20 protein-coding genes are annotated in these 19,715 nt (G+C 61.3%); 8 read left to right on the forward strand and 12 right to left on the reverse strand.

Going from position 1 to position 19,715, the window contains the following annotated elements; genetic code table 11:
* Positions 1 to 23: 23 nt before the first annotated feature.
* A complete protein-coding gene (gene metH / locus MST27_RS08870) occupies positions 24 to 3,716 on the reverse strand; it encodes a methionine synthase (RefSeq protein WP_243605602.1) in 3,693 nt (1,230 codons plus the stop codon).
* 185 nt (positions 3,717 to 3,901) lie between these two features.
* Between metH and nfuA the strand changes: the two genes are divergently transcribed.
* From nfuA to MST27_RS08885, 3 genes are all read left to right on the forward strand, one after another.
* Positions 3,902 to 4,486, forward strand: a complete 585-nt coding sequence (gene nfuA / locus MST27_RS08875) for a Fe-S biogenesis protein NfuA (protein ID WP_243605603.1) — start codon at positions 3,902 to 3,904, stop codon at positions 4,484 to 4,486.
* A gap of 152 nt (positions 4,487 to 4,638) precedes the next feature.
* Entirely contained in the window at positions 4,639 to 5,625 is a 987-nt protein-coding gene (locus MST27_RS08880; RefSeq protein ID WP_243605604.1) for a response regulator, read from the forward strand.
* A 2-nt stretch (positions 5,626 to 5,627) separates the two neighbouring features.
* Entirely contained in the window at positions 5,628 to 6,584 is a 957-nt protein-coding gene (locus MST27_RS08885) for a sensor domain-containing diguanylate cyclase (protein WP_243605605.1), read from the forward strand.
* Here MST27_RS08885 and MST27_RS08890 read toward each other — a convergent pair.
* The 5 genes from MST27_RS08890 to MST27_RS22760 form a co-directional block, all read right to left on the reverse strand.
* Positions 6,578 to 7,687, reverse strand: coding sequence for a DNA topoisomerase IB (locus MST27_RS08890; protein WP_243605606.1), 1,110 nt, complete (start codon positions 7,685 to 7,687; stop codon positions 6,578 to 6,580). The two genes, MST27_RS08885 and MST27_RS08890, sit on opposite strands and share 7 nt — an antisense overlap.
* Before the next feature lie 96 nt (positions 7,688 to 7,783).
* A complete protein-coding gene (locus MST27_RS08895) occupies positions 7,784 to 7,948 on the reverse strand; it encodes a hypothetical protein (RefSeq protein WP_243605607.1) in 165 nt (54 codons plus the stop codon).
* A 127-nt stretch (positions 7,949 to 8,075) separates the two neighbouring features.
* Entirely contained in the window at positions 8,076 to 8,357 is a 282-nt protein-coding gene (locus tag MST27_RS08900) for a hypothetical protein (protein WP_243605608.1), read from the reverse strand.
* Between the two features lie 127 nt (positions 8,358 to 8,484).
* Entirely contained in the window at positions 8,485 to 8,754 is a 270-nt protein-coding gene (locus MST27_RS08905; protein WP_243605609.1) for a hypothetical protein, read from the reverse strand.
* A 371-nt stretch (positions 8,755 to 9,125) separates the two neighbouring features.
* On the reverse strand, positions 9,126 to 10,760 hold the full coding sequence (locus MST27_RS22760) for a methyl-accepting chemotaxis protein (RefSeq protein ID WP_243605610.1): 1,635 nt from the start codon (positions 10,758 to 10,760) through the stop codon (positions 9,126 to 9,128).
* 278 nt (positions 10,761 to 11,038) lie between these two features.
* Here MST27_RS22760 and MST27_RS08915 point away from each other — a divergent pair, with 278 nt between their 5' ends.
* On the forward strand, positions 11,039 to 11,869 hold the full coding sequence (locus tag MST27_RS08915) for an undecaprenyl-diphosphate phosphatase (protein WP_243605611.1): 831 nt from the start codon (positions 11,039 to 11,041) through the stop codon (positions 11,867 to 11,869).
* 129 nt (positions 11,870 to 11,998) lie between these two features.
* On the forward strand, positions 11,999 to 12,667 hold the full coding sequence (locus MST27_RS08920; protein ID WP_243605612.1) for a DUF1294 domain-containing protein: 669 nt from the start codon (positions 11,999 to 12,001) through the stop codon (positions 12,665 to 12,667).
* A 61-nt stretch (positions 12,668 to 12,728) separates the two neighbouring features.
* On the opposite strand, the gene MST27_RS08925 is transcribed toward MST27_RS08920, so the two are convergent.
* From MST27_RS08925 to MST27_RS08935, 3 genes are all read right to left on the reverse strand, one after another.
* Positions 12,729 to 13,823: a hypothetical protein gene (locus MST27_RS08925; protein WP_243605613.1), complete on the reverse strand. Its 1,095-nt coding sequence runs from the start codon at positions 13,821 to 13,823 to the stop codon at positions 12,729 to 12,731.
* A 167-nt stretch (positions 13,824 to 13,990) separates the two neighbouring features.
* Complete coding sequence (locus MST27_RS08930; protein ID WP_243605614.1) at positions 13,991 to 14,962, reverse strand: aldo/keto reductase; 972 nt, start codon at positions 14,960 to 14,962, stop codon at positions 13,991 to 13,993.
* Positions 14,963 to 15,390: 428 nt separating this feature from the next.
* Entirely contained in the window at positions 15,391 to 15,663 is a 273-nt protein-coding gene (locus MST27_RS08935; protein WP_243605615.1) for an HU family DNA-binding protein, read from the reverse strand.
* A 280-nt stretch (positions 15,664 to 15,943) separates the two neighbouring features.
* On the opposite strand from MST27_RS08935, the gene MST27_RS08940 reads away from it, so the two are divergent.
* Genes MST27_RS08940 through MST27_RS08950 form a run of 3 tightly spaced genes read left to right on the forward strand, consistent with a single transcriptional unit; the run spans position 15,944 to position 17,114 of the window.
* A complete protein-coding gene (locus MST27_RS08940) occupies positions 15,944 to 16,270 on the forward strand; it encodes an ArsR/SmtB family transcription factor (protein WP_243605616.1) in 327 nt (108 codons plus the stop codon).
* Positions 16,267 to 16,701: a YeeE/YedE family protein gene (locus tag MST27_RS08945; protein WP_243605617.1), complete on the forward strand. Its 435-nt coding sequence runs from the start codon at positions 16,267 to 16,269 to the stop codon at positions 16,699 to 16,701. The genes MST27_RS08940 and MST27_RS08945 overlap by 4 nt, the downstream gene beginning before the upstream one ends.
* Positions 16,698 to 17,114 carry a DUF6691 family protein gene (locus MST27_RS08950; protein WP_243605618.1) on the forward strand — a complete coding sequence of 139 codons (417 nt, stop codon included), beginning with the start codon at positions 16,698 to 16,700 and terminating at the stop codon, positions 17,112 to 17,114. The genes MST27_RS08945 and MST27_RS08950 overlap by 4 nt, the downstream gene beginning before the upstream one ends.
* Positions 17,115 to 17,138: 24 nt before the next feature.
* Here MST27_RS08950 and MST27_RS08955 read toward each other — a convergent pair whose 3' ends face one another.
* The 3 genes from MST27_RS08955 to MST27_RS08965 all read right to left on the reverse strand — a co-directional run bounded on the left by MST27_RS08955 (position 17,139) and on the right by MST27_RS08965 (position 19,679).
* The gene (locus MST27_RS08955) at positions 17,139 to 17,567 is read right to left on the reverse strand and encodes a DUF2141 domain-containing protein (protein WP_243605619.1); all 429 of its coding nucleotides are present in this window, start codon (positions 17,565 to 17,567) and stop codon (positions 17,139 to 17,141) included.
* Between the two features lie 121 nt (positions 17,568 to 17,688).
* Entirely contained in the window at positions 17,689 to 18,486 is a 798-nt protein-coding gene (locus MST27_RS08960; protein WP_243605620.1) for a TlpA disulfide reductase family protein, read from the reverse strand.
* Positions 18,487 to 18,590: 104 nt separating this feature from the next.
* Complete coding sequence (locus tag MST27_RS08965; RefSeq protein WP_243605621.1) at positions 18,591 to 19,679, reverse strand: endonuclease/exonuclease/phosphatase family protein; 1,089 nt, start codon at positions 19,677 to 19,679, stop codon at positions 18,591 to 18,593.
* Positions 19,680 to 19,715 lie beyond the last annotated feature (36 nt).

Below are 19,715 nucleotides of genomic sequence, written 5' to 3' on the forward strand. Positions count from 1 at the left end.
CGGGCGCTGGCCCGGCGCGGGGGTTAGGCGTCGTAGCCCAGGTTGGGCATCAGCCAGCGTTCAGTGATGCTCAGGTCCTGGCCTTTACGTTCGCTGTAGCGCTCGGCCTGGTCCTTGTCGATCTTGCCAACCGCAAAGTACTGCGCCTGCGGGTGGGCGAAGTACCAACCGCTAACCGCCGCGGTCGGGAACATCGCGTAATGCTCGGTCAGCGTTACCTGACTTACGCCGTCAGCATCGAGCAGACGGAACAGAGTGCCTTTTTCGGTATGGTCCGGGCAGGCCGGGTAACCGGGGGCAGGGCGGATGCCCTTGTACTGTTCGCGGATCAGCTCGTCGTTGCTCAGTTGCTCGTCCGGCGCATAGCCCCAGTACTGTTTGCGGACCTGCTCGTGCAGCCATTCGGCGCAGGCCTCGGCGAGGCGGTCGGCAAGCGCCTTGACCATGATCGAGTTGTAGTCGTCGCCGGCGTTCTGGTACGCCTTGGCGACTTCTTCGGCACCGATGCCGGCTGTGGTGATGAAGCCACCAACGTAGTCGGTCAGGCCCGTGTCGCGAGGCGCGACGAAGTCGGCCAGGGAAAAGTTCGGCTTGCCGTCGGTCTTCACCGTCTGCTGGCGCAGGTGGTGCAGGGTGGCGAGGGGTTCGCCGTTATCGCCGTAAACCTGGATGTCATCTTCGTCGACCTGATTGGCCGGCCAGAAGCCGAACACCGCACGGGCCTTGATCAGCTTGCCGTCGATGAGCTTGTTCAGCATCGCCTGGGCATCGCTGAACAGCGCCGTAGCGGCCTCCCCGACGACCTCGTCCTCCAGGATGCGCGGGTACTTGCCGGCCAGGTCCCAGGAAATGAAGAAAGGCGTCCAGTCGATGTAGTCGACGAGCGTGCGCAGGTCGATATCCTCCAGCACCCTGCGCCCGGTGAAGGTCGGCTTGACTGGCGAGTATCCGGCCCAGTCGAACTTGGGCTTGACGGCGATGGCTTCGGCGTAGGTCAGGCGTTCCGTCCTTGCGCTGCGGTTTGCGGTGCGCTCACGGATCACGGCGTACTCGTCGCGCGTCTTGTCGACGAAGGCCGGTTTGAGCTCCTTGGACAGCAGGGTGGTCGCTACGCCCACGGCGCGCGAGGCATCGGTCACGTAGACCACTGCGTCATTGTTGTAGTGCGGATCGATCTTGACCGCCGTATGCGCCTTGGAGGTCGTGGCGCCGCCGATCATCAGCGGCAAGCGGAAGCCCTGGCGCTGCATCTCGCGCGCGACGTGGACCATCTCATCGAGTGACGGGGTGATCAGCCCGGACAGGCCGATGATGTCGCATTTCTCGTCCCTGGCGGTCTGCAGGATCTTTTCCGCCGGTACCATCACGCCCAGGTCGACCACGTCGTAACCATTGCAGCCAAGCACCACGCCAACGATGTTCTTGCCGATGTCATGGACGTCGCCCTTGACGGTCGCCATGAGAATCTTGCCCTTGGCTTCCGGCTTGTCACCTTTTTCCGCTTCGATGAACGGAATCAGGTGGGCCACGGCCTGCTTCATCACGCGGGCCGATTTCACCACCTGGGGCAGGAACATCTTGCCCGAACCGAACAGGTCGCCGACCACGTTCATTCCGCTCATCAGCGGGCCTTCGATCACCTCGATGGGACGCGCACATTGTTGGCGGCATTCCTCGGTGTCCTCGACGATGAAGGCGGTGATGCCCTTGACCAGCGCGTGCTCGAGACGCTTGTCGACCGGCAGGCTGCGCCACTCCTCGGACTCCGCTTCCTTGACCGAACCATCCCCCTTGTACTTGTCCGCGATGGCCAACAGCGCTTCGGTGGCGCCATCGTTACGGTTGAGCACCACGTCCTCGACCGCGTCGCGCAGCTCTTTCGGGATCTCGTCGTAGATTTCCAGCTGACCGGCATTGACGATGCCCATGGTCAGGCCGTTCTGGATGGCGTAGTAGAGGAACACCGAATGAATCGCTTCGCGTACCGGGTTGTTGCCGCGGAACGAGAACGACACGTTGGACACCCCGCCGGAGCTGAGCGCATAGGGCAGCTCGTCGCGGATATAGGCGCAAGCCTCGATGAAATCCACCGCGTAGTTGTTGTGTTCTTCGATCCCCGTCGCCACCGCGAAGATGTTCGGGTCGAAGATGATGTCTTCCGGCGGGAAGCCCACCTCGTTGACCAGGATGTCGTAGCTGCGTTTGCAGATTTCCTGCTTGCGCGCGGCGGTGTCGGCCTGGCCGACCTCATCGAAGGCCATCACCACTACAGCGGCGCCGTAGCGCTTGCACAAGCGGGCGTGGTGCTTGAACTGCTCGACGCCTTCCTTCATCGAAATGGAGTTGACGATGCCCTTGCCCTGGATGCATTTCAGGCCCGCTTCGATCACTTCCCACTTGGAGGAGTCGATCATGATCGGCACGCGGGAGATGTCCGGCTCGCCGGCGATCAGGTTTAGGAACCTGACCATGGCCGCCTTGGAGTCGAGCATCCCTTCGTCCATGTTGATGTCGATGATCTGGGCGCCGGCTTCCACCTGCTGCAGGGCCACTTCCAGCGCCTCGGTGTAGTTCTCCTCGCGGATCAGACGGGCGAACTTGGCCGAACCGGTGATGTTGGTGCGCTCACCGACGTTCACGAAAAGTGAGCTGCGGTCGATGGTGAAGGGCTCCAGGCCCGACAGGCGGCAGGCCTTTGGAATGTCCGGGATCACGCGCGGCGGGTACTTGGCCACCGCCTCGGCAATCGCCTGGATATGCGCCGGCGTGGTGCCGCAGCAGCCGCCGATGATGTTGAGGAAACCGCTGGCGGCGAACTCCTCGACCACCGCGGCCATTTCCGCCGGCGTTTCGTCGTACTCGCCGAAGGCATTGGGCAGGCCGGCGTTGGGGTGGGCGGACACGTGGGTGTCGGCCTTGTTGGCCAGCTCTTCCAGATAAGGGCGCAGGTCCTTGGCGCCCAGGGCGCAGTTCAGGCCCACGGAGATCGGCTTGGCATGGCGCACCGAGTTCCAGAACGCCTCGGTGGTCTGGCCGGACAGGGTGCGGCCGGAGGCGTCGGTGATGGTGCCGGAAATCATGATCGGCAATTCGACGCCGTCTTCCTCGAACACCTGCTGCACGGCGAAGATCGCCGCCTTGGCGTTGAGCGTATCGAAGATGGTCTCGATCAGGATCAGGTCGGCGCCGCCCTCGATCAGGCCGCGGGTGGCCTCGGTGTAGTTCTCCACCAGCTCGTCGAAGGTGACGTTACGGTAGCCGGGATCGTTGACGTCCGGGGAGATCGAGCAGGTACGGCTGGTCGGGCCCAGAACCCCTGCGACGAAGCGCGGGCGATCCGGGGTTTCCAGGGTCTTGGCGTCGGCCACTTCACGGGCGACGCGGGCGCCAGCCACGTTCAGCTCGTAGACCAGCTCTTCCATGTCGTAGTCGGCCTGCGACACACGGGTGGCGTTGAAGGTGTTGGTTTCCAGAATGTCAGCGCCAGCGTCCAGGTAAGCCTTCTCGATGTCCGCGATGATTCGCGGCTGGGTCAGCAGGAGCAGGTCGTTGTTGCCTTTCACGTCGCTCGGCCAGTCGGCGAAGCGCTCAGCGCGATAGTCGGCCTCTTCCAGACGGTAGCTCTGGATCATGGTGCCCATGCCGCCATCGAGGATCAGAATGCGCTCCTGGAGAGCCTGCTGGAGAGCCTTGAGGCGGGCGTTGCGGTCGAGCATGGGGACTACCTGAAGCTGGTTTCGAGAACCGCGCATCATAGCAAGGCTGCATGCTTTTTGATCGCTGCCTCGCTTCGCATGAAGATTGCTCATGTTGGCGGATCGTTAATCTTGACTAAAACGCTAGGACTTTAATCAGCTTCGTCCATGGCGTACACTTTCGCGCATATCTCAGAGGAGTTCCCATGAGCGCCATTACCATCACCGAAGCCGCCCACGACTACCTGGCCGATTTGCTCGAGAAGCAGAACACCACGGGCATCGGCATCCGTGTATTCATCACCCAGCCGGGGACGCCCTACGCGGAGACCTGCATTGCGTATTGCAAGCCGGGCGAAGAGAAGCCGGACGACGTCGCGATCGCCCTGAAGCGCTTCACTGCCTGGATCGACGGCGTCAGCGAGCCGTTCCTCGAGGACGCCGTCGTGGATTACGCGACCGACCGTATGGGTGGCCAGCTGACCATCAAGGCACCCAACGCCAAGGTACCGATGGTCAACGAGGACAGCCCGCTCAACGAGCGCATCAATTATTACCTGCAGACCGAGATCAACCCCGGGCTGGCCAGCCACGGCGGCTTGGTCACGCTTATCGACGTCGTCGAGGAAGGGGTCGCGGTTTTGCAGTTTGGTGGCGGCTGCCAAGGGTGCGGACAAGCTGACGTGACCTTGAAGGAAGGGATCGAGAAGACCTTGCTCGAGCGGATCCCCGAACTCAAGGGCGTGCGCGATGTGACGGACCATACCAACCGCGAGAACGCCTATTACTGATGCCCTGGCAAGGGGTTCGCACGTCCCGCGTGCCCGCCAATCGGTAAATCAAGGCAAAATGCCACTATTTCTTCGGTGGCAGCCCCACAGCGCTCGTTTGCTGAGATAAGCTGTCCGAGTTTCGGTAGCTGGTTAAAGAGAGCGAGCGCTGCATGTCTGCCGTTTCCCTGCTGATCTGTGATGATTCGAGCCTGGCGCGCAAGCAATTGCTGCGCTCGCTGCCGGCTGCCTGGCAGTTGGACATCCATCAGGCCGCTGGCGGGGTCGAGGCGCTTGAACGCATCCGGAAAGGGGGAGTGGACCTGCTCCTGCTGGACCTCACCATGCCCGACATGGACGGCTACCAGGTTCTTGCTCAGCTGCGTGACGAAGGGCTCGACTGCAAGGTGATCGTCGTCTCGGCGGACATCCAGGAAGAAGCGGTCCGTCGGGTGCTGGAACTTGGCGCCCTGGCATTCATTCGCAAGCCTGCCGATCCGGTCCATCTCAGGCAAACACTCGCCAGCCTCGGCATGATCGGCACCGAACTGCCAATGCTTGGCCAGCGCGACGCGGGCGACATGGTCGGTTTTCGCGATGCGGTGCGCGAGGTTGTCAACGTCGCGATGGGGCGCGCCGCTGCGTTGTTGGCAAGGGTTTTGGGTGTGTTCGTCCAGCTGCCGATCCCGAATGTGAACATGCTCGAAGTGGGTGAGTTGCACATGGCCTTGGCCGATGCGGCACAAGGCGACAAGCTCACCGCGGTATGCCAGGGGTATATCGGGGGTGGGATTGCCGGCGAGGCGTTGCTGATCTTCCATGACTCGGAAGTCGCCGACATGGCCAGGCTCATGCGCGCCGACGACTACCGCGAGCTGGAAATGCTGCTGGATCTGTCAAGCCTGCTGATCAGTGCGTGCCTGAGTGGGATTGCCGATCAGATCGACGTGGTCTTTTCCCAGGGCCACCCACAGGTGCTTGGCCAGCATGCGTCGATCGAGGAGCTGATCCGCCTGAACCGAGAACGCTGGAAAAGCACGCTCGCAGTAGAGATCAGCTACAGCCTCGAAGGGCACGACATTCATTTCGACCTTTTGCTGTTGTTCACCGAAGACTCGGTGGAACTGTTGTCACGCAAACTCGCCTACCTGATGGACTGAGCATGTCTGACTCGATCGAACTCAGCGAAATGCACTGGTTGTTGGCCATCGTCCAGAACATTGACGTTGGCGTGGTCGTGCTCGACCGTGAATATCGCGTCGACGTCTGGAATACCTTCATGGAGAACCGCTCCGGGCGACTCCCCGAGGAAGCGCGCAAGAAATCCTTTTTCGAGCTGTTTCCTGAAGTGGACGAGAAGTGGTTCCGGCGCAAGGTCGAAAACGTGGCGACGCTCGGCACGCCGTCGTTCACCATCTGGGAACAGCGGCCGTATCTGCTGCGTTTCAAGAACTACCAGCCAATCACCGGGCTGGAAGATTTCATGTACCAGAACACCACGCTGTTTCCGCTCAAGGGCTTGGATGGTCGAATCCAGCAGATCTGCCTGATCATCTACGATGTCACCGACGTGGCGACCAACCGCCGGCAACTGCAGGCCGCCAACCGAGAGTTGCAGCGGCTATCGAGCACCGACCGGCTCACAGGCCTGTTCAACCGTGGGCATTGGGAAGAAATGCTGCGCCAGGACTACGCCCGGCATCGGCGCTATGGCACCAATACGGCGCTGATCATGTTCGATATCGATCACTTCAAAAAGATCAACGACACCTACGGGCACCAGGCCGGCGATAGTGTGATTCAGCAGACCGCCGACATCATTCGTCAGGCCATGCGCGACTCCGATATCGCGGGGCGCTACGGTGGCGAAGAGTTCGTCGTGCTGCTGCCGGACACGGACCAGCAGGGCGCCATGACATTGGCCGAGCGGCTTCGCCAGACGGTCGAGGCACATGAGGTCCGGCACGAAGCTCACAGCATCCGCTTCACGATCAGCCTGGGGGTGGCGGACCTGAGCCTACCCACCAATGGCTATGCGCAACTGATCGAATGGGCGGACAGCGCCCTCTATGCATCCAAGTCCGGTGGACGAAACCAGGTGACCTTGTACCGTCACTGACCGGCTGCTGCCTCCTGGCTACGGCTGCCAAGCAGCTTGAGCAGACCCGCTTCTTCCGCGCTCAGCCATTTGCGCTTGCGTGCTCTGCGCAGGTTCGCCAGCTCGCCGTTCAAAAAGGCCTCAATGACGGCCGGATGGATGTAGCACTGCCGACACACTGCCGGTGTGTTGCCCAACTGCCGCGACACCTGTTTGACCGTCTCGGCGAGATTCCGTCGCGCCACGGTTTCGGGGTCATGGGGAACCCCGCGTAGGTAATCCAGGGCCAACGTGCTGCCGGCCCAGGTCCGATAATCCTTGGCGGTGAAATCCGCACCGGTCAGTTCGCGCAGGTAGAGGTTGATATCGCTGGAACTGATGGCGTGGCGTTGTCCATCGTCGTCCAGATACTGGAACAAGTGCTGGCCCGGAAGCTCCAGGCAGCGGCGCATGATGCGAGCCAGTCGCTGATTCTTCAGCGTCACGCGGTGTTCGACACCGCTTTTGCCGCGGAAATGGAAGCGAATCGCCGAGCCTCGAACGTCGACATGACGGTTGCGCAGCGTGGTGAGGCCATAAGAACGGTTCTCGCGGGCATAGCGGGAGTTGCCGATTCGGATCAGGGTCGTTTCCAACAGCTGAATGACAAGCGCCATGACTTTTTCACGTGGCATGCCACGCAGCTTCAGATGATCTTCCAATCGTGCGCGCAGTTTGGGTAGCGCGGCGCCGAAAGCCAGGATGTGTTCATACTTGTCGCTGTCTCGGATTTCCCGCCAGCGAGGGTGGTACCGGTATTGTTTGCGCCCTCGGGCGTCACGCCCGGTTGCTTGCATATGGCCACACGGATCTGGGCAGATCCAGACCTGGGTATAGGCCGGCGGGATAGCCAGCTTGTTGATACGGTCGATTTCGTCCTGGTCACGAATGCGTTCGCCGGACGGAAGAAAATAGGCAAATTTGCCGCGCAACACGCGTCGGGTGATGCCAGGGCCCGTATCGTCGACGTAGTGGAGGTCGTCGGGCAGGTCGGGACAGAGGGCGGTACCGATATCAACGCGTTCATCGTCCGGGATGGGCGGTGTGCCCTCGGCAAGCGTCAGGGATGAATTATCGATAAGCATGTGGGCCAGGTCCGACCAGGGCTGAAATGGCGTGACGAACGGCAGGCCTGCCGACTGCCACGTCGGCAGGCCTGGCCATTGAGTTGTCGGTTCAGATCAGTTCTCGCGCTCGCTGCTGTTGCGCATCAGGATGCGGATCGCGGCAACGAGTTCGTCTATCGCTTCGCGGTAGATGGCCGGGTCCGCTTTGGTTTCGGCCTGATCGGCCATTTCTCGGGCGGCTACGAGATGATCATTGATCGAAGAAAAGTCGCCTATCATGTGCATGCTCCTGGGTAGGTCAGCGGAAAGCACGGCACCAAGCGCCGTGCATCGTCTCTATCAGTGACAGGCACGAGCCATACGGGTTCGTACCAGCCATCTGACGCATGCATAGAGAGGCGCCGCCTCAGCTCGCCGCGGCGATGTCGAAGACCAGCTCGATCCCGTCACCGCTTCCGTCGCCAACGACTGAACCCACCACCGGTTTATGCGTGACCTGTCTATCGCCATAAGCTTCGTGCAGCTTTTGCTGCGCAACGTCGCGAATGTGCGTGATCAACCCGGTGGTCTGCGCATCGCGCGGGACGATGAACGTCAGGGTGACCGAATGGGGCTCGGGGCGTTTCGGAAGATCGGCCAGGCCACTGCTGTGCCATTGATCGTTTACGTAGGCTTCGGCGCCTTTCATGGAGGTGCTCCTGTTTTAACGGCTCAGTGCATGGGACCGTAAAACAGGCGAATGGATCGCAACCACCAGCACCTGACGCCAAGCCCGGCGCCTTTTTGAGGCCGGGCTCTGCATTTGAGGCAGGCGTTCAGACGGGCATGTGCCAAGGGGCGAAGTGAATCCCTTGGCGAGCCAGGTCGGCACGGGTCTGTTCGAGCTTCTGGCCCAGCTTGACCGGATCGGAATACACGCTGCTGGGCAGCTTGCAATGACCGACCGGGCGGGATTCGCTGCCGTCCACGACGGTGATGCTGAGCTCACCGTTACCTTCCATCAGGGTCCAGGCGACGCACTGGAAGGGCTTGAACGCGCGGTCGGTGATCAGGAGGGCGTCGTTGAAGCGAAGGGGGCTGGTCATGGGGCATGTCTCTCTGTGTGTATACAAAAAATACGAAATGGCCATGCCGTCGGGTGTTCGGCGTCGGCCTTACATTCCATTGATGTACACAGGGGACCGATAAGTCACACGATGAGTTCTTGATTTGTTCGCAAGTTGGCAATTAGCCGAAAGTTGTAGGTGATGCCTGTTTGCTTCCTGCGCGCTTTGATTGCTCGAGAACCCGCGCCACGACTGGGTTTCTGCCGGACGAGCCAGTCTCCAACACAATGAGTGGCTGCTCACGTTGGCATCGATACGTGACGAAAAGCCGCACGGGCGAATAAAAAAAACCGGCCTGGCGTTCGACGCCTGGCCGGTTTTCGATGCGCAGCTGGAAAGGTTCGGCGTTATTACACCTTGAACTGCTTGAGCGTCCTGTTCAGTTGTTCGGCGAGATCGCCGAGTTGCTTACCGGCAGCGTTCGATTGCTCGGCCGCTTGCGTGCTGTGCATGGCCAGACCAGCCGCCTGGGTAACGTTCTGATTGATATCCTCGACCACATGAGTCTGCTGCAGGGTCGCGCTGGCGATCGAAGCGTTCAGGCCCGACAGGTTGCGCAGCGCCTGTGCGATTTGCGCCAGGCTTTCACCGGCTTGGCTGGCCTGTTCCACCGTTGCCTGCGAAGCTCGGTTGCTTTCGGTGATCACTGCGACCGCCGCGCTGGAATTCTTCTGCAGTCGTTCGATCATCGTCTGGATCTCCGCGGTCGAAGTCTGGGTGCGCTGGGCCAGCAGGCGGACTTCGTCGGCTACCACTGCGAAGCCGCGGCCTTGCTCACCGGCGCGGGCGGCTTCGATCGCCGCGTTCAATGCCAGCAGGTTCGTCTGGTCGGCGATCGAACCGATCACCTCGAGTACCGAGCCGATCTTGGTGGTTTCGTCTGCGAGGGATTGAATGACACCGACGGCTTCGCCAATGGTGGTAGACAATTGATCGATCTGTTTCAGGCTGGCCTCGATGTTGTGCTGACCCTGGCCAGCCTGTCTTTCGGCCTCGCCAACTTCGCTGGCGGCGTGCTCGGCGTTCTTGGCAACCTCCTGGACGGCGTAGGTCACTTCGTTGACGGCGGTGGCGACCAGTTCCATTTGCTGAGACTGTTGCTGGCTGTGCGAGTGCGCCTGATTGGCCAGCCCGCCCAGGGCATTGGAGGACTGTTCAAGCGAGTCCGCCGTCTCCAGCAGCCTACCAATGACGCTGCGCAGTTTTTGCGTGAACGCGTTGAAATCACGACTTAGCATGGTCAGTTCGTCGTTACCGGATACATCCAGGCTGCGGGTGAGATCCGCTTCGCCACTGGCGATATTGGCCATGGCTTGCATCGAACGACGCAGCGGCACGGTAATGCTGCGGATCAGCACGGCGACCATGAGCGCCATGAGCGCTGCGATTGCAAGCCCGATCAGCGAGAAGTGCACCAGATAGTTCTGGAACTCGGCCTCCACGTCGTCCACGTAGATGCCTGAACCAATGATCCAACCCCAAGGCTTGAATAGCTCGACATAGGAGATCTTCGGTACGGGCTGTTCTTCGCCGGGTTTGGCCCACTGGTAATCAACCAGACCGGCGCCGTCCTGCTTGGCGACCTTGACCATCTCGTTGAATAGCGCTTTGCCGTTCGGGTCCTTGGTCTGTGACAGGTCCTTGCCTTCAAGTTCCGGCTTCATGGGATGCATGACCATGACCGGCTGAAGATCATTGATCCAGAAGTAGTCGTCGTGTCCGTAGCGCAGGATGCGGATCTGATCCATGGCGGCCTTCTGGGCTTCGGCCTTGGTCAGGCGGCCATTCGTTTCGAGCTGATGGTAATGATCCAGTACGCCGCGTGCCGTCTCGACGATGTTCTGCGTCATCACCTGTTTGCCCTGGTAGAGGTCGTTTCTGACCTGCTGGATCATCAACAAGCCCAATACGAACAGCATTGCGATGGCTACCAGGGGTATCAGCCAGAGGCGTTTGCTGATCGGGATATTTCTGAGCATATTCATGGGCTTGTAGGCTCCTGTTAAGGCGGGATGTTACTTATTATTGGAATAGTGTCGGGGACGCTTGTCCGGGCCTGGCGCGCGGTCGGTTCAGGTGACGCGAGCAGCTTCGATGCCCATTGCATAGCGTGTCGGCTCGGTCGGTAAAAAGATGAGGGCTGCCTCGCGTACCTCACTGAATTTACTGACCATAAGCGAGTCAGAACAGCGCTCAGATGGCGATCTGATATATACCTTCGTTGGACATAAGCCGCGGTGATGACACCGCCAATGGGGACTAGATGGAGCTTTGGATTGCGTTTCAGGCGTTGCTGTTGGGCATCGTGGAGGGCTTGACGGAATTTCTGCCGATTTCCAGTACCGGGCACCAGATCATCGTTGCCGACCTGATTGGCTTCGGTGGCGAGCGCGCGCTGGCCTTCAACATCATCATCCAGCTGGGCGCGATCCTCGCGGTGGTCTGGGAATACCGCCGCAAGATACTTGACGTCGTTATCGGGCTGCCGCGCGAGCGGCAGGCGCAGCGTTTCACGGTGAACTTGATGGTCGCGTTCTTTCCGGCGGTCGTCCTGGGTGTCGCGTTCGCTGATCTGATCCACACCTATCTGTTCAACCCCATCACGGTCGCTACCGCGCTGGTCATCGGCGGTGTGGTGATGCTCTGGGCGGAAAAACGGCCGCATGCGGTTCAGGCAGAAACCGTCGACGACATGCGCTGGTCGCACGCGCTCAAGGTCGGTTGCGCACAATGCCTGGCGCTGATCCCGGGTACGTCGCGCTCGGGTGCGACGATCATCGGCGGGTTGCTGTTCGGCTTGTCACGCAAGGCCGCTACGGAGTTTTCCTTTTTCCTGGCCATGCCGACGATGGTGGGGGCAGCGGTCTATTCGGGTTACAAGTACCGCGAGCTGTTCCAGCCGGGGGACCTGCCGGTATTCGCGATCGGCTTCGTTACGTCCTTCATATTCGCCATGCTAGCGGTCCGCGCATTGCTGAAGTTCATTGGCAACCATAGCTATGCCGCGTTCGCCTGGTATCGAATCATCTTTGGTCTGGTCATTCTCGCGACCTGGCAGTTCAGCCTGATCGACTGGCACACAGCGGCCGGTTGAGCTTCAGCGCGGCGTGAATCAGTACGTCGCTCCGGCTTCGGCGGATCGCGAGCGTTGCCTTTAACGCAGCTGGATGCCAGTCGCCATGGCCGGCGTTAGACTCGCCGCTTTCCGTCATCAGGTGCCGACATGGAGCTGCGAGGTCAGCTACGAAACTGGAACGACCAGAAAGGTTTCGGTTTCATCCGCCCGGAGCGGGGTGGCGCTGAGGTGTTCGCCCATATTTCGGTGATGCGGGGTGATCGTCGTCCGAAGCAGGGCGATACCGTCTTCTATCTCTCCCAAGCCGATCAGGCTGGGCGGTTGCGGGCAACTCACATTCGCCTCGATGCACCTCTGGCCCTCGACGATCCAGCGATCCGCCGCAAACCAGCCGGCGCGGCGAAGGGGCACATGACCCCACCTCGAAGACACGAGGCGCCCCGGAGGCGATTACTCGAGCTGACCGGCTTGATCCTGCTCTGTCTGCTGCCAGGTTTGGGGTTGTTGAAGATGAGCGAGAGGGGGCATGACTGGCCGCTCCTGGCTTACGCCCTGGCGAGTCTGGTGACCTTCGGCTTCTACCTGCATGACAAGCGTAGCGCGCAGCGTGGCCGATGGCGCACCCCGGAGATGCGCCTGCATCTGCTGGAACTGCTCGGTGGGTGGCCCGGTGCCTTTATCGCGCAGCAATTGCTGCGCCACAAGACCCGCAAGCTGCCATTCCAATTTGTGTTCTGGATGATCGTTCTGGCCCATCAGGTGGCCTGGCTGGATTACCTGTACCTGCATCGATTGGCCGGCTGGCTGGCAGGCTGAGCTCTCGCGTGAGGCGTGACCGGCCGGGCGGGCGGTCACGCGCGCGTGAGTCGGACGCGAATTACGGACCCTGGGTAACCGTCGCCGAGTTACCGGTACCGTTCTGGATGATGGTTGCATCGAAGCCGTTCAGCGAGCCAAGCCCGCCGGTCTGCAGCAGGGAGGCGACATTCTGCGAGCCGACTTGCTGGATATCGGCCGTGTTGGCATAGTCCTCCTGGACGACGTCGATCTCGTTCTGGTTCCCGTCCTGGCTGACGGTCACGCTGTTGAGGTCATAGTCCTGCTGGATGTCGACTCGATTGCCGTCGCCTCTTGTCGCTCCGGAGATGCTGTTGCCCCGGCCGGTTTGCACCGTTGTCAGCTCGTTGTCGATGCCGTCCTGTGTATAGGCCATGGAGCCGCCGCCGGTGGCCGCCGTGACAGTGGCGACGTTGTCCGTGCCAATCTGCTCGAGATCCACCGATCCGACGGGATAGCGCGAATCTTCCGGCTGATCGACCGTTGCGGTGTTGTTGGTGCCATCCTGGCGGATGAACGCGGTGGCACCATAGGGGAAGCCTGCCTGGGTCAGCGTGATCAGGTTCCCGGTGCCGCTCTGTTCCGTGGTAGCGGTGGCGAACCAGTCTTGCTCGATGCGGGCAATATTGCCGTTGCCGGTCTGGGTCCCCTCGTAATAGTTGGCGTTGCCTACCTGGAAGACTTCGATGGCGTTGCCCTGGCCATCCTGATAAATAATCGCATCGTTGCTGACGCCATCGAGCTGCTCGACGTAGGAGAGGTTGTTGCTTCCGACCTGGGTGATCACGGCGACATGGCCCCCTTCCTGAGAGACCTGAGCGACCGTAGCGAGATTGAACTCGCCGTCCTGGTTGATCTCGACTTCGCCTTCGTTGCCGGCCTGATCGATGAAGGCCAGGTTCGCTGCCCCTGTCTGGCTGCTGGTCGCGCTCATCGCATACCCGCTCTGCGCGGTATTGACGATGTTGCCCGTTCCGTTCTGGGTCTGGCTGATGAAACCGCCATCGCCACTTTGTGTCGCGTCGGCGACGTTGTCGGTGCCGGTCTGGTCCTGAATGGTTTCGCTGATGGCCAGGGCGTGGTTGGCGATCAGCATGGCGACTGCAACTGCGAGGATTGTTTTTGTTGTGCGCATTTTTGTAGCGTCCGTCCGATGACAAGAATGCTGACTTTTAGACCTGACCAGGCGAAGCGGAAATAACCCGTTTGGCCGATATGGGATGGTCGGCGGATTAATACCTGCCGACTGCGCGATACCGACAGGTGGAAGCCTCGCCTGGTCGTTGGCGATTACCGACCGGGTTAGTCCGGTACTGGCACATCGTCGGGCAACAGCTGCCGCGTTTTCAGCTCTTGCCAGAAGTCGCTTGGAATGGGTGCTTCGCTCTGCTGGACATATTGCGCCGGACGCTTGGGGTTGCTTGTGCCGGGGATGGTGGACAGGACCGCCGGGTGGGCCAGGCAAAATTGCAGCGCCGCTGCGCGCAGATCGACGTCGAAGGCCTTGCACACTGCCTCCAACTGCTCGGTCTTGCGACGGATTTCATCAGGTGCTTGCGCGTAGTCGTAGTGAGCGCCGCCCGCCAATACGCCGGAGTTGAACGGGCCACCTACAACGATGCCCACACCGCGTTCCACGCACTGTGGGAAGAGGGTATCCAGCGCTTCGCGGTGATCGAGCAGCGAATAGCGACCGGCCAGCAGGAACACGTCCGGATCCGCTTGTTCCAGCGCCATACGGCAGGGTTCGACCAGATTGACGCCCAGACCCCAACCTCGAATGGTGCCTTCCTCGCGCATCTGGGTGAGTGCTTTGGCAGCGCCCTGCATGGCTTGCTGGAAGTACGCTTTCCATTGCGGGCCCCATTGATCTTCGGACACGTCATGAATGAAGGCGATATCGATGCGGTCCACCCCCATGCGTTCAAGACTGTCCTCGATGGAGCGCCGCGCGCCGTCGGCCGAGTAGTCGGCGATGCGCTTGTTGGGTAGCTCGTCGACGAAGGGTTGGGCATTTTCCGGTGCGCTGGCCGGCTGCAGCAGGCGGCCCACCTTGGTACTCAGCACGAAGGCATCCCGCGGTTTACGACTGAGCAGGCGGCCAAACCGTTGTTCGGCAAGGCCGGCGCCATAATGCGGTGATGTGTCGTAATACCGGATGCCGGCATCCCACGCTGCCTGGAGCGTGGCATCGGCAGTGGCTTCGTCCAGCGGCGTGAACATGTTGCCCAGCGGCGCGCCGCCGAAACCCAGGCGTGGAAGAGTGATGCGCATGGAGCCTCCTCATAGCAGAGTGAACCGAACTGTCTCTGCATGGGAGGGCGTCTGGAGCAGGTTGTTCCGACCGCGCCGCGATTGGCTGACGCGTATCCCGACGGCAAGAGGAGACTTGCACTTCTTGCCTCGAATCAACTCATCCCTGAGCCGCAGCTTCCTGGCGTAAGCAGTACAGCAAGCGAGATGCCAACTGCCCAGGATCTTGCGAAAAGGGGCGCCCGACGCGGGTGAAAGCCTGTTCTGCGGGGGCTGATGAGGCCGAGCTGAGGGGACCGCAAGAGAATGTGAATGACGGTAGCTGGTCGCGGTGCTTGCTGATGGTGCGCTGTGTGCGGCGACGCCTTTTCAGTGTGCAGTGGAGCGGGGCGGGAGGGGAGCAGGCGCTGCGTCCGAAAGGACGTCAGCGGCCCGTTATCCGGCGGTTTTTAGTTCACCGCGTCCTTCAGCGACTTGCCCGGCTTGAAGCCTGGCAGCTTCGCCGCGGAGATCTTGATCGTCGCGCCAGTCTGGGGATTGCGACCGTCGCGTGCGGCGCGTTCCTTGACGGCGAATGTACCGAAGCCAACCAGCGTCACGCTGTCGCCGTTCTGAAGGCTGTTCGTCACGCTTTCGGTGAAGGCATCCAGCACACGGGTGGCAGTGCTTTTCGGAACATCGGCAGAGGCTGCGATCGCTTCAATCAACTCGGCTTTATTCACAGGTGTAGCTCCTGGTTGGGATTGGGGGGTCAGTATAAGCAGCGTCTCGGTCCGTCGCCTGCGGCAAATTTCCTCTTTTCGCAAAAAAATTGCGTCGAGGCCCGAGCCCCTGAAGGCGGTTGGTTCGGACGCCACAGCTCTGGACAGTCCCTCGTGCGCAACAGTTCAGTAACGGGGCGACCATCGGCAGCCGCCTGCCGGGCGGGACTTGCGCTGGCATGTTGGTATTCAATTTACAAATATATATATTGTTTTAAGTTTAAATGAATTCGAGTTTTCCATGACCAACGAAGCGACAGCACCGGACATCGAACGGCTCAAAGCCAGCGCTGGGCAAGCAAGCCTTCTGCTCAAAGCCCTTGCCAACGCAGATCGCCTCCTGCTGCTTTGCCAGCTGTCGCAGGGTGAGCGCAACGTCAGCGAACTCGAGGCGCTGTTGGGTATCCAGCAGCCGACCTTGTCCCAGCAACTCGCGGTGTTGCGGCGCGAGGGAATGGTCGAAACCCGCCGGGCTGGCAAGCAGATTCATTACCGGATCGCCAGCAGGGAGGCGCTGGTGCTAATCGGCACGCTCTATGAGCTATTTTGTGAGGACGAGAAAAAATGATGATCGATTGGTTGCAGTTCTCTCCATGGAGTGCGCTGGCGGGCGGCCTGTTGATCGGGCTGTCTGCGGGCGCATTCATCGTCCTGAACGGGCGTGTAGCCGGGGTCAGTGGGCTGATCGGCGGTCTGCTGGATGGCTCGGAGGGGCGTGCCGAACGCGGCCTGTTTTTGCTGGGGCTTGTGCTTGCTCCGCTCCTGTGGCGCATGTTCGCGGTACTGCCAAGTGTCCACTTCGAGGTGGACTGGCCGATGCTGACGCTTGCTGGATTGCTGGTGGGCTTCGGTGCGCGCTATGGCTCGGGCTGTACGAGCGGTCATGGCGTATGTGGCATCGCACGCCTGTCTCTCCGATCGTCCGTGGCGACGCTGGTCTTCATGGCCGCTGGCTTCGTGACCGTTTACGTCGTACGCCATCTTCTGGGGGGATCATGAGAGCGTTGTCCGCTTTGCTGGCCGGTGTGGTGTTCGGCCTAGGCATCCTGTTGTCGGGCATGGCGAATCCGGCGAAGGTACTCGGGTTTCTCGATCTGGCTGGCGTCTGGGATCCCTCGTTGGGATTGGTCATGGTGGGTGCGATCGGTGCGGCACGCCTGCCTTTCCGTTGGGCCAGGCGTCGCTCGCTCAGCTTGCTGCGCGCACCGATGCGCGTGCCCCAGGTGCGTGCAATCGACCGGCCTCTCGTCATTGGCAGTCTGCTGTTCGGTATCGGCTGGGGTCTCGCTGGCATCTGCCCGGCGCCAGCGCTCACGCTGGCTGTCGGGCATTGGCAAGCGGTCCTGTTCGTGGTGGCGATGCTGGCCGGGATGCGCCTGTTCGCGCTGATGGAAGCCTGGCGCACTCGCTGACAGGGCGACGGGGTTACGGTCTGCCTAGTAGCGGATATCGATGTCGATTTCGGTCGGTTGGTCACCACTGACCTCGAAGCGACTGTCCTCGAAGCTGGGAGGGCCCATCACCTTGGGGTTGTTCGACAGCCCATAGCCCTCGGTGGGAAACATGCCCAGTCGACGGTTCAGCTCTCCATTACCGTCTTCATCGTGGAAGGCCATGATGGCGTATTCGCCCGCCGGGAGGTCTTCGAAGACAAAGCTGAGTGTGCCGGCGCGGGCCGCTGTCTCTCGCGTCGCGAAGGCCTGATCGGCCTTGCGAAAGGTTTTGGGGTCGGAAAACAGCGCGACCTTCATACCGCCGCGATCATGCCCGATGCCGTTGAGCCGGACCGTCAACGGTTGTCCGTCCGCCCATGCAGTACCCGCTACCATCGCCGCTGCAATCGCCAATACCGCGCGTACTTTCATCGTTTCGCTCCGTGCTTCGCCGTCGGTTGGAAGAACCTGGCGGCGTTTCGCGACCAGGTGCGGCTGGCAGGGTAATGCAAAGGAAGCGGGCGGTCAGCAGCGGGGGGAGAACCGCACCGGTTCACTGCAGCGCCTCGAGCGCGCGTGACAGGCTGGCACGGGACAATTCGCCGAGATGGCTGCCAACCTGACGACCCTCGGCGTCGTAGAACAAAGTGGTGGGAAGTGCCCCAGAGCCCACCTGCTGACCCAGCCGACCGCCGCCGTCGATCAACACATTGCCAGGCGACAGGGCTTGCGACTCCAGATAGCGCTGGACTTCGCCCGCGCCCTCGCCCTGATTGACGAAGAGGAACACGAATTCGTCATGCTCGGCCTGGGCGTCGGCCAGCACCGGCATCTCGCGGCGGCAGGGTGGACACCAGGTCGCCCAGAGATTGATCACCATTGGTTTGCCCTGATAGTCCGCAAGTGACACCGGCTCGCCCCGACTGTCGCGTAGGACCAGGTCCGGCAGCCGGGTGCCCTGTTCCAGCGAATACCAGACAAAGCTCGCCACCAGCCAACAGAGCAGCCCCACAGCCAGCCCTGCCGCCAATGGCGCTCGCACGGGCGGGTCGCGCCACATCATCAACGCGCCACCTAAAAGTGCCGCGACAATGCCCGGCCAGGCGATGAAGCCTCCGTCGCGAATGTCCAACAGCTGCCAGGGGCTGGAAAAGGTCTCGAAGTAGACGGCGGCGAAGGCGAGCCTCGCCACGATCAGCGCCAGGATGAACAGCCTGAACAGTTGCCCCTCGGGATTGCGCCCTCGGCGTCGGCCGACCCACCAGCCGCCGAGAGTAGCCAGCAGCAGGCTGGCAAGCGCTACCAGATGCGGCACGCCGAAGGTCAGTGGTCCGAGGGTCAAGGTCAGCATGGATCAGGCGCTCGCGTCGCGATGGGTGTCGGCACAACTGTAACCCGGCCGTTCTGGCGTGTTCGTAAAGACGCATTGCCGATGGTGTCGCCCACCTGAGCAATTCAGCCCTTGGCGGGTTCGGGAACGTCCGACTCGTCGGCGGGGCGGCGTTGGATCGTGTCGCTGGCCAGCCGTTCGTCATCGCGATCCGCCTGCAACCCAGCCTGATCCTGCGTCGGTTCGTATTGCAGCTCGATCAGCACGGGAAAGTGGTCGGAGCCAAATGCCGGCAGTCGCTGGATCCGCACCAGACGAAAATGATGGCTGTGAAAAAAGTGATCCAGCGGCCAGCGCAGGAACCAGTGCTGCGCATGAAAGCTGTTGACCATGCAGCGCCCGACGCGCGGATCGAGCAGGCCGCTGATCTTGCGGAACAGCCGGGTATTGGCGGACCAGGCGACATCGTTGAGGTCCCCGGCAACGATGATCGGCACGTTCTGCTGGTCATCGCGAATGCTTTTGGCAACCACCAGCAGCTCCACGTCCCGCTCGGTGGACTCGTCGTTCTCCGTTGGGCTCGGGGGCGCGGGATGGAGGAAATGTATGCGGATCGCCAAGTCGTCATTCACGCGCACGCAGGCGTGCATCGAAGGGACATCCGGCTCGACGAGAAAGGCGGTTTCGGCGTTTTCCAGCGGCCATCGGGAGAAGACGTGCATGCCGTAGAGGTTGTCCAGCGGGCAGCGGAGGCTGTACGGATAGTCCGAGACCAGTTCGTCGAGCTTCGCTTCCCACCAGCGGTCCGATTCCAGGGTGACCAGTACGTCGGGCCTGTGCTCGTGTACCAGAGCCAAGAGGCGGTCGGCCTGTCGGTTGGGTGTCAGTACATTGGCCGACATGACTCGAATGCGCGGGCTGGCGGAGTTCCGGCTCGCTGATCTGACCTCACGTCGCCATAGGCGGGTGTAGGGGAAAATCCACCAGGCGTGGTAGAGCAGGCATGCGATCGAGGCGGCTGAAATGATCAGCTGCAGGGGCTTGGAATAGGAGAGAAGCAGTGCTTGCGCCAGTAGCAGGGCGAAGGCCAGCACGCAAAGTTGCAGGCGGGGAAAGTCGAGTCCGCGCACCCACCAGGCGGGGTGCTTCCATAGCGGCAGCACTGTCAGCACGACCAGACCACAGGTCAGCGCCAACAGAATTTCCTCTTTCATGTCCATCTCCGGGATCGAGCGGCCGACGTCATGCTG

This window comes from Stutzerimonas marianensis, from assembly GCF_022810315.1.
Taxonomy (GTDB): domain Bacteria; phylum Pseudomonadota; class Gammaproteobacteria; order Pseudomonadales; family Pseudomonadaceae; genus Stutzerimonas; species Stutzerimonas marianensis.

Bases quoted from the DNA above. Each gene is read 5' to 3' on its own strand.
- MST27_RS08940 (WP_243605616.1), top strand. From the start codon at position 15,944: ATGACCAACGAAGCGACAGCACCGGACATCGAACGGCTCAAAGCCAGC.
- MST27_RS08895 (WP_243605607.1), bottom strand. From the start codon at position 7,948: ATGATAGGCGACTTTTCTTCGATCAATGATCATCTCGTAGCCGCCCGA.
- metH (WP_243605602.1), bottom strand. From the start codon at position 3,716: ATGCTCGACCGCAACGCCCGCCTCAAGGCTCTCCAGCAGGCTCTCCAG.
- MST27_RS08885 (WP_243605605.1), top strand. From the start codon at position 5,628: ATGTCTGACTCGATCGAACTCAGCGAAATGCACTGGTTGTTGGCCATC.
- MST27_RS08965 (WP_243605621.1), bottom strand. From the start codon at position 19,679: ATGAAAGAGGAAATTCTGTTGGCGCTGACCTGTGGTCTGGTCGTGCTG.
- MST27_RS08880 (WP_243605604.1), top strand. From the start codon at position 4,639: ATGTCTGCCGTTTCCCTGCTGATCTGTGATGATTCGAGCCTGGCGCGC.
- MST27_RS08900 (WP_243605608.1), bottom strand. From the start codon at position 8,357: ATGAAAGGCGCCGAAGCCTACGTAAACGATCAATGGCACAGCAGTGGC.
- MST27_RS08950 (WP_243605618.1), top strand. From the start codon at position 16,698: ATGAGAGCGTTGTCCGCTTTGCTGGCCGGTGTGGTGTTCGGCCTAGGC.
- MST27_RS08890 (WP_243605606.1), bottom strand. From the start codon at position 7,687: ATGCTTATCGATAATTCATCCCTGACGCTTGCCGAGGGCACACCGCCC.
- MST27_RS08920 (WP_243605612.1), top strand. From the start codon at position 11,999: ATGGAGCTGCGAGGTCAGCTACGAAACTGGAACGACCAGAAAGGTTTC.
- MST27_RS08960 (WP_243605620.1), bottom strand. From the start codon at position 18,486: ATGCTGACCTTGACCCTCGGACCACTGACCTTCGGCGTGCCGCATCTG.
- MST27_RS08925 (WP_243605613.1), bottom strand. From the start codon at position 13,823: ATGCGCACAACAAAAACAATCCTCGCAGTTGCAGTCGCCATGCTGATC.
- MST27_RS08905 (WP_243605609.1), bottom strand. From the start codon at position 8,754: ATGACCAGCCCCCTTCGCTTCAACGACGCCCTCCTGATCACCGACCGC.
- MST27_RS08930 (WP_243605614.1), bottom strand. From the start codon at position 14,962: ATGCGCATCACTCTTCCACGCCTGGGTTTCGGCGGCGCGCCGCTGGGC.
- MST27_RS22760 (WP_243605610.1), bottom strand. From the start codon at position 10,760: ATGAATATGCTCAGAAATATCCCGATCAGCAAACGCCTCTGGCTGATA.
- MST27_RS08955 (WP_243605619.1), bottom strand. From the start codon at position 17,567: ATGAAAGTACGCGCGGTATTGGCGATTGCAGCGGCGATGGTAGCGGGT.
- MST27_RS08915 (WP_243605611.1), top strand. From the start codon at position 11,039: ATGGAGCTTTGGATTGCGTTTCAGGCGTTGCTGTTGGGCATCGTGGAG.
- nfuA (WP_243605603.1), top strand. From the start codon at position 3,902: ATGAGCGCCATTACCATCACCGAAGCCGCCCACGACTACCTGGCCGAT.
- MST27_RS08945 (WP_243605617.1), top strand. From the start codon at position 16,267: ATGATGATCGATTGGTTGCAGTTCTCTCCATGGAGTGCGCTGGCGGGC.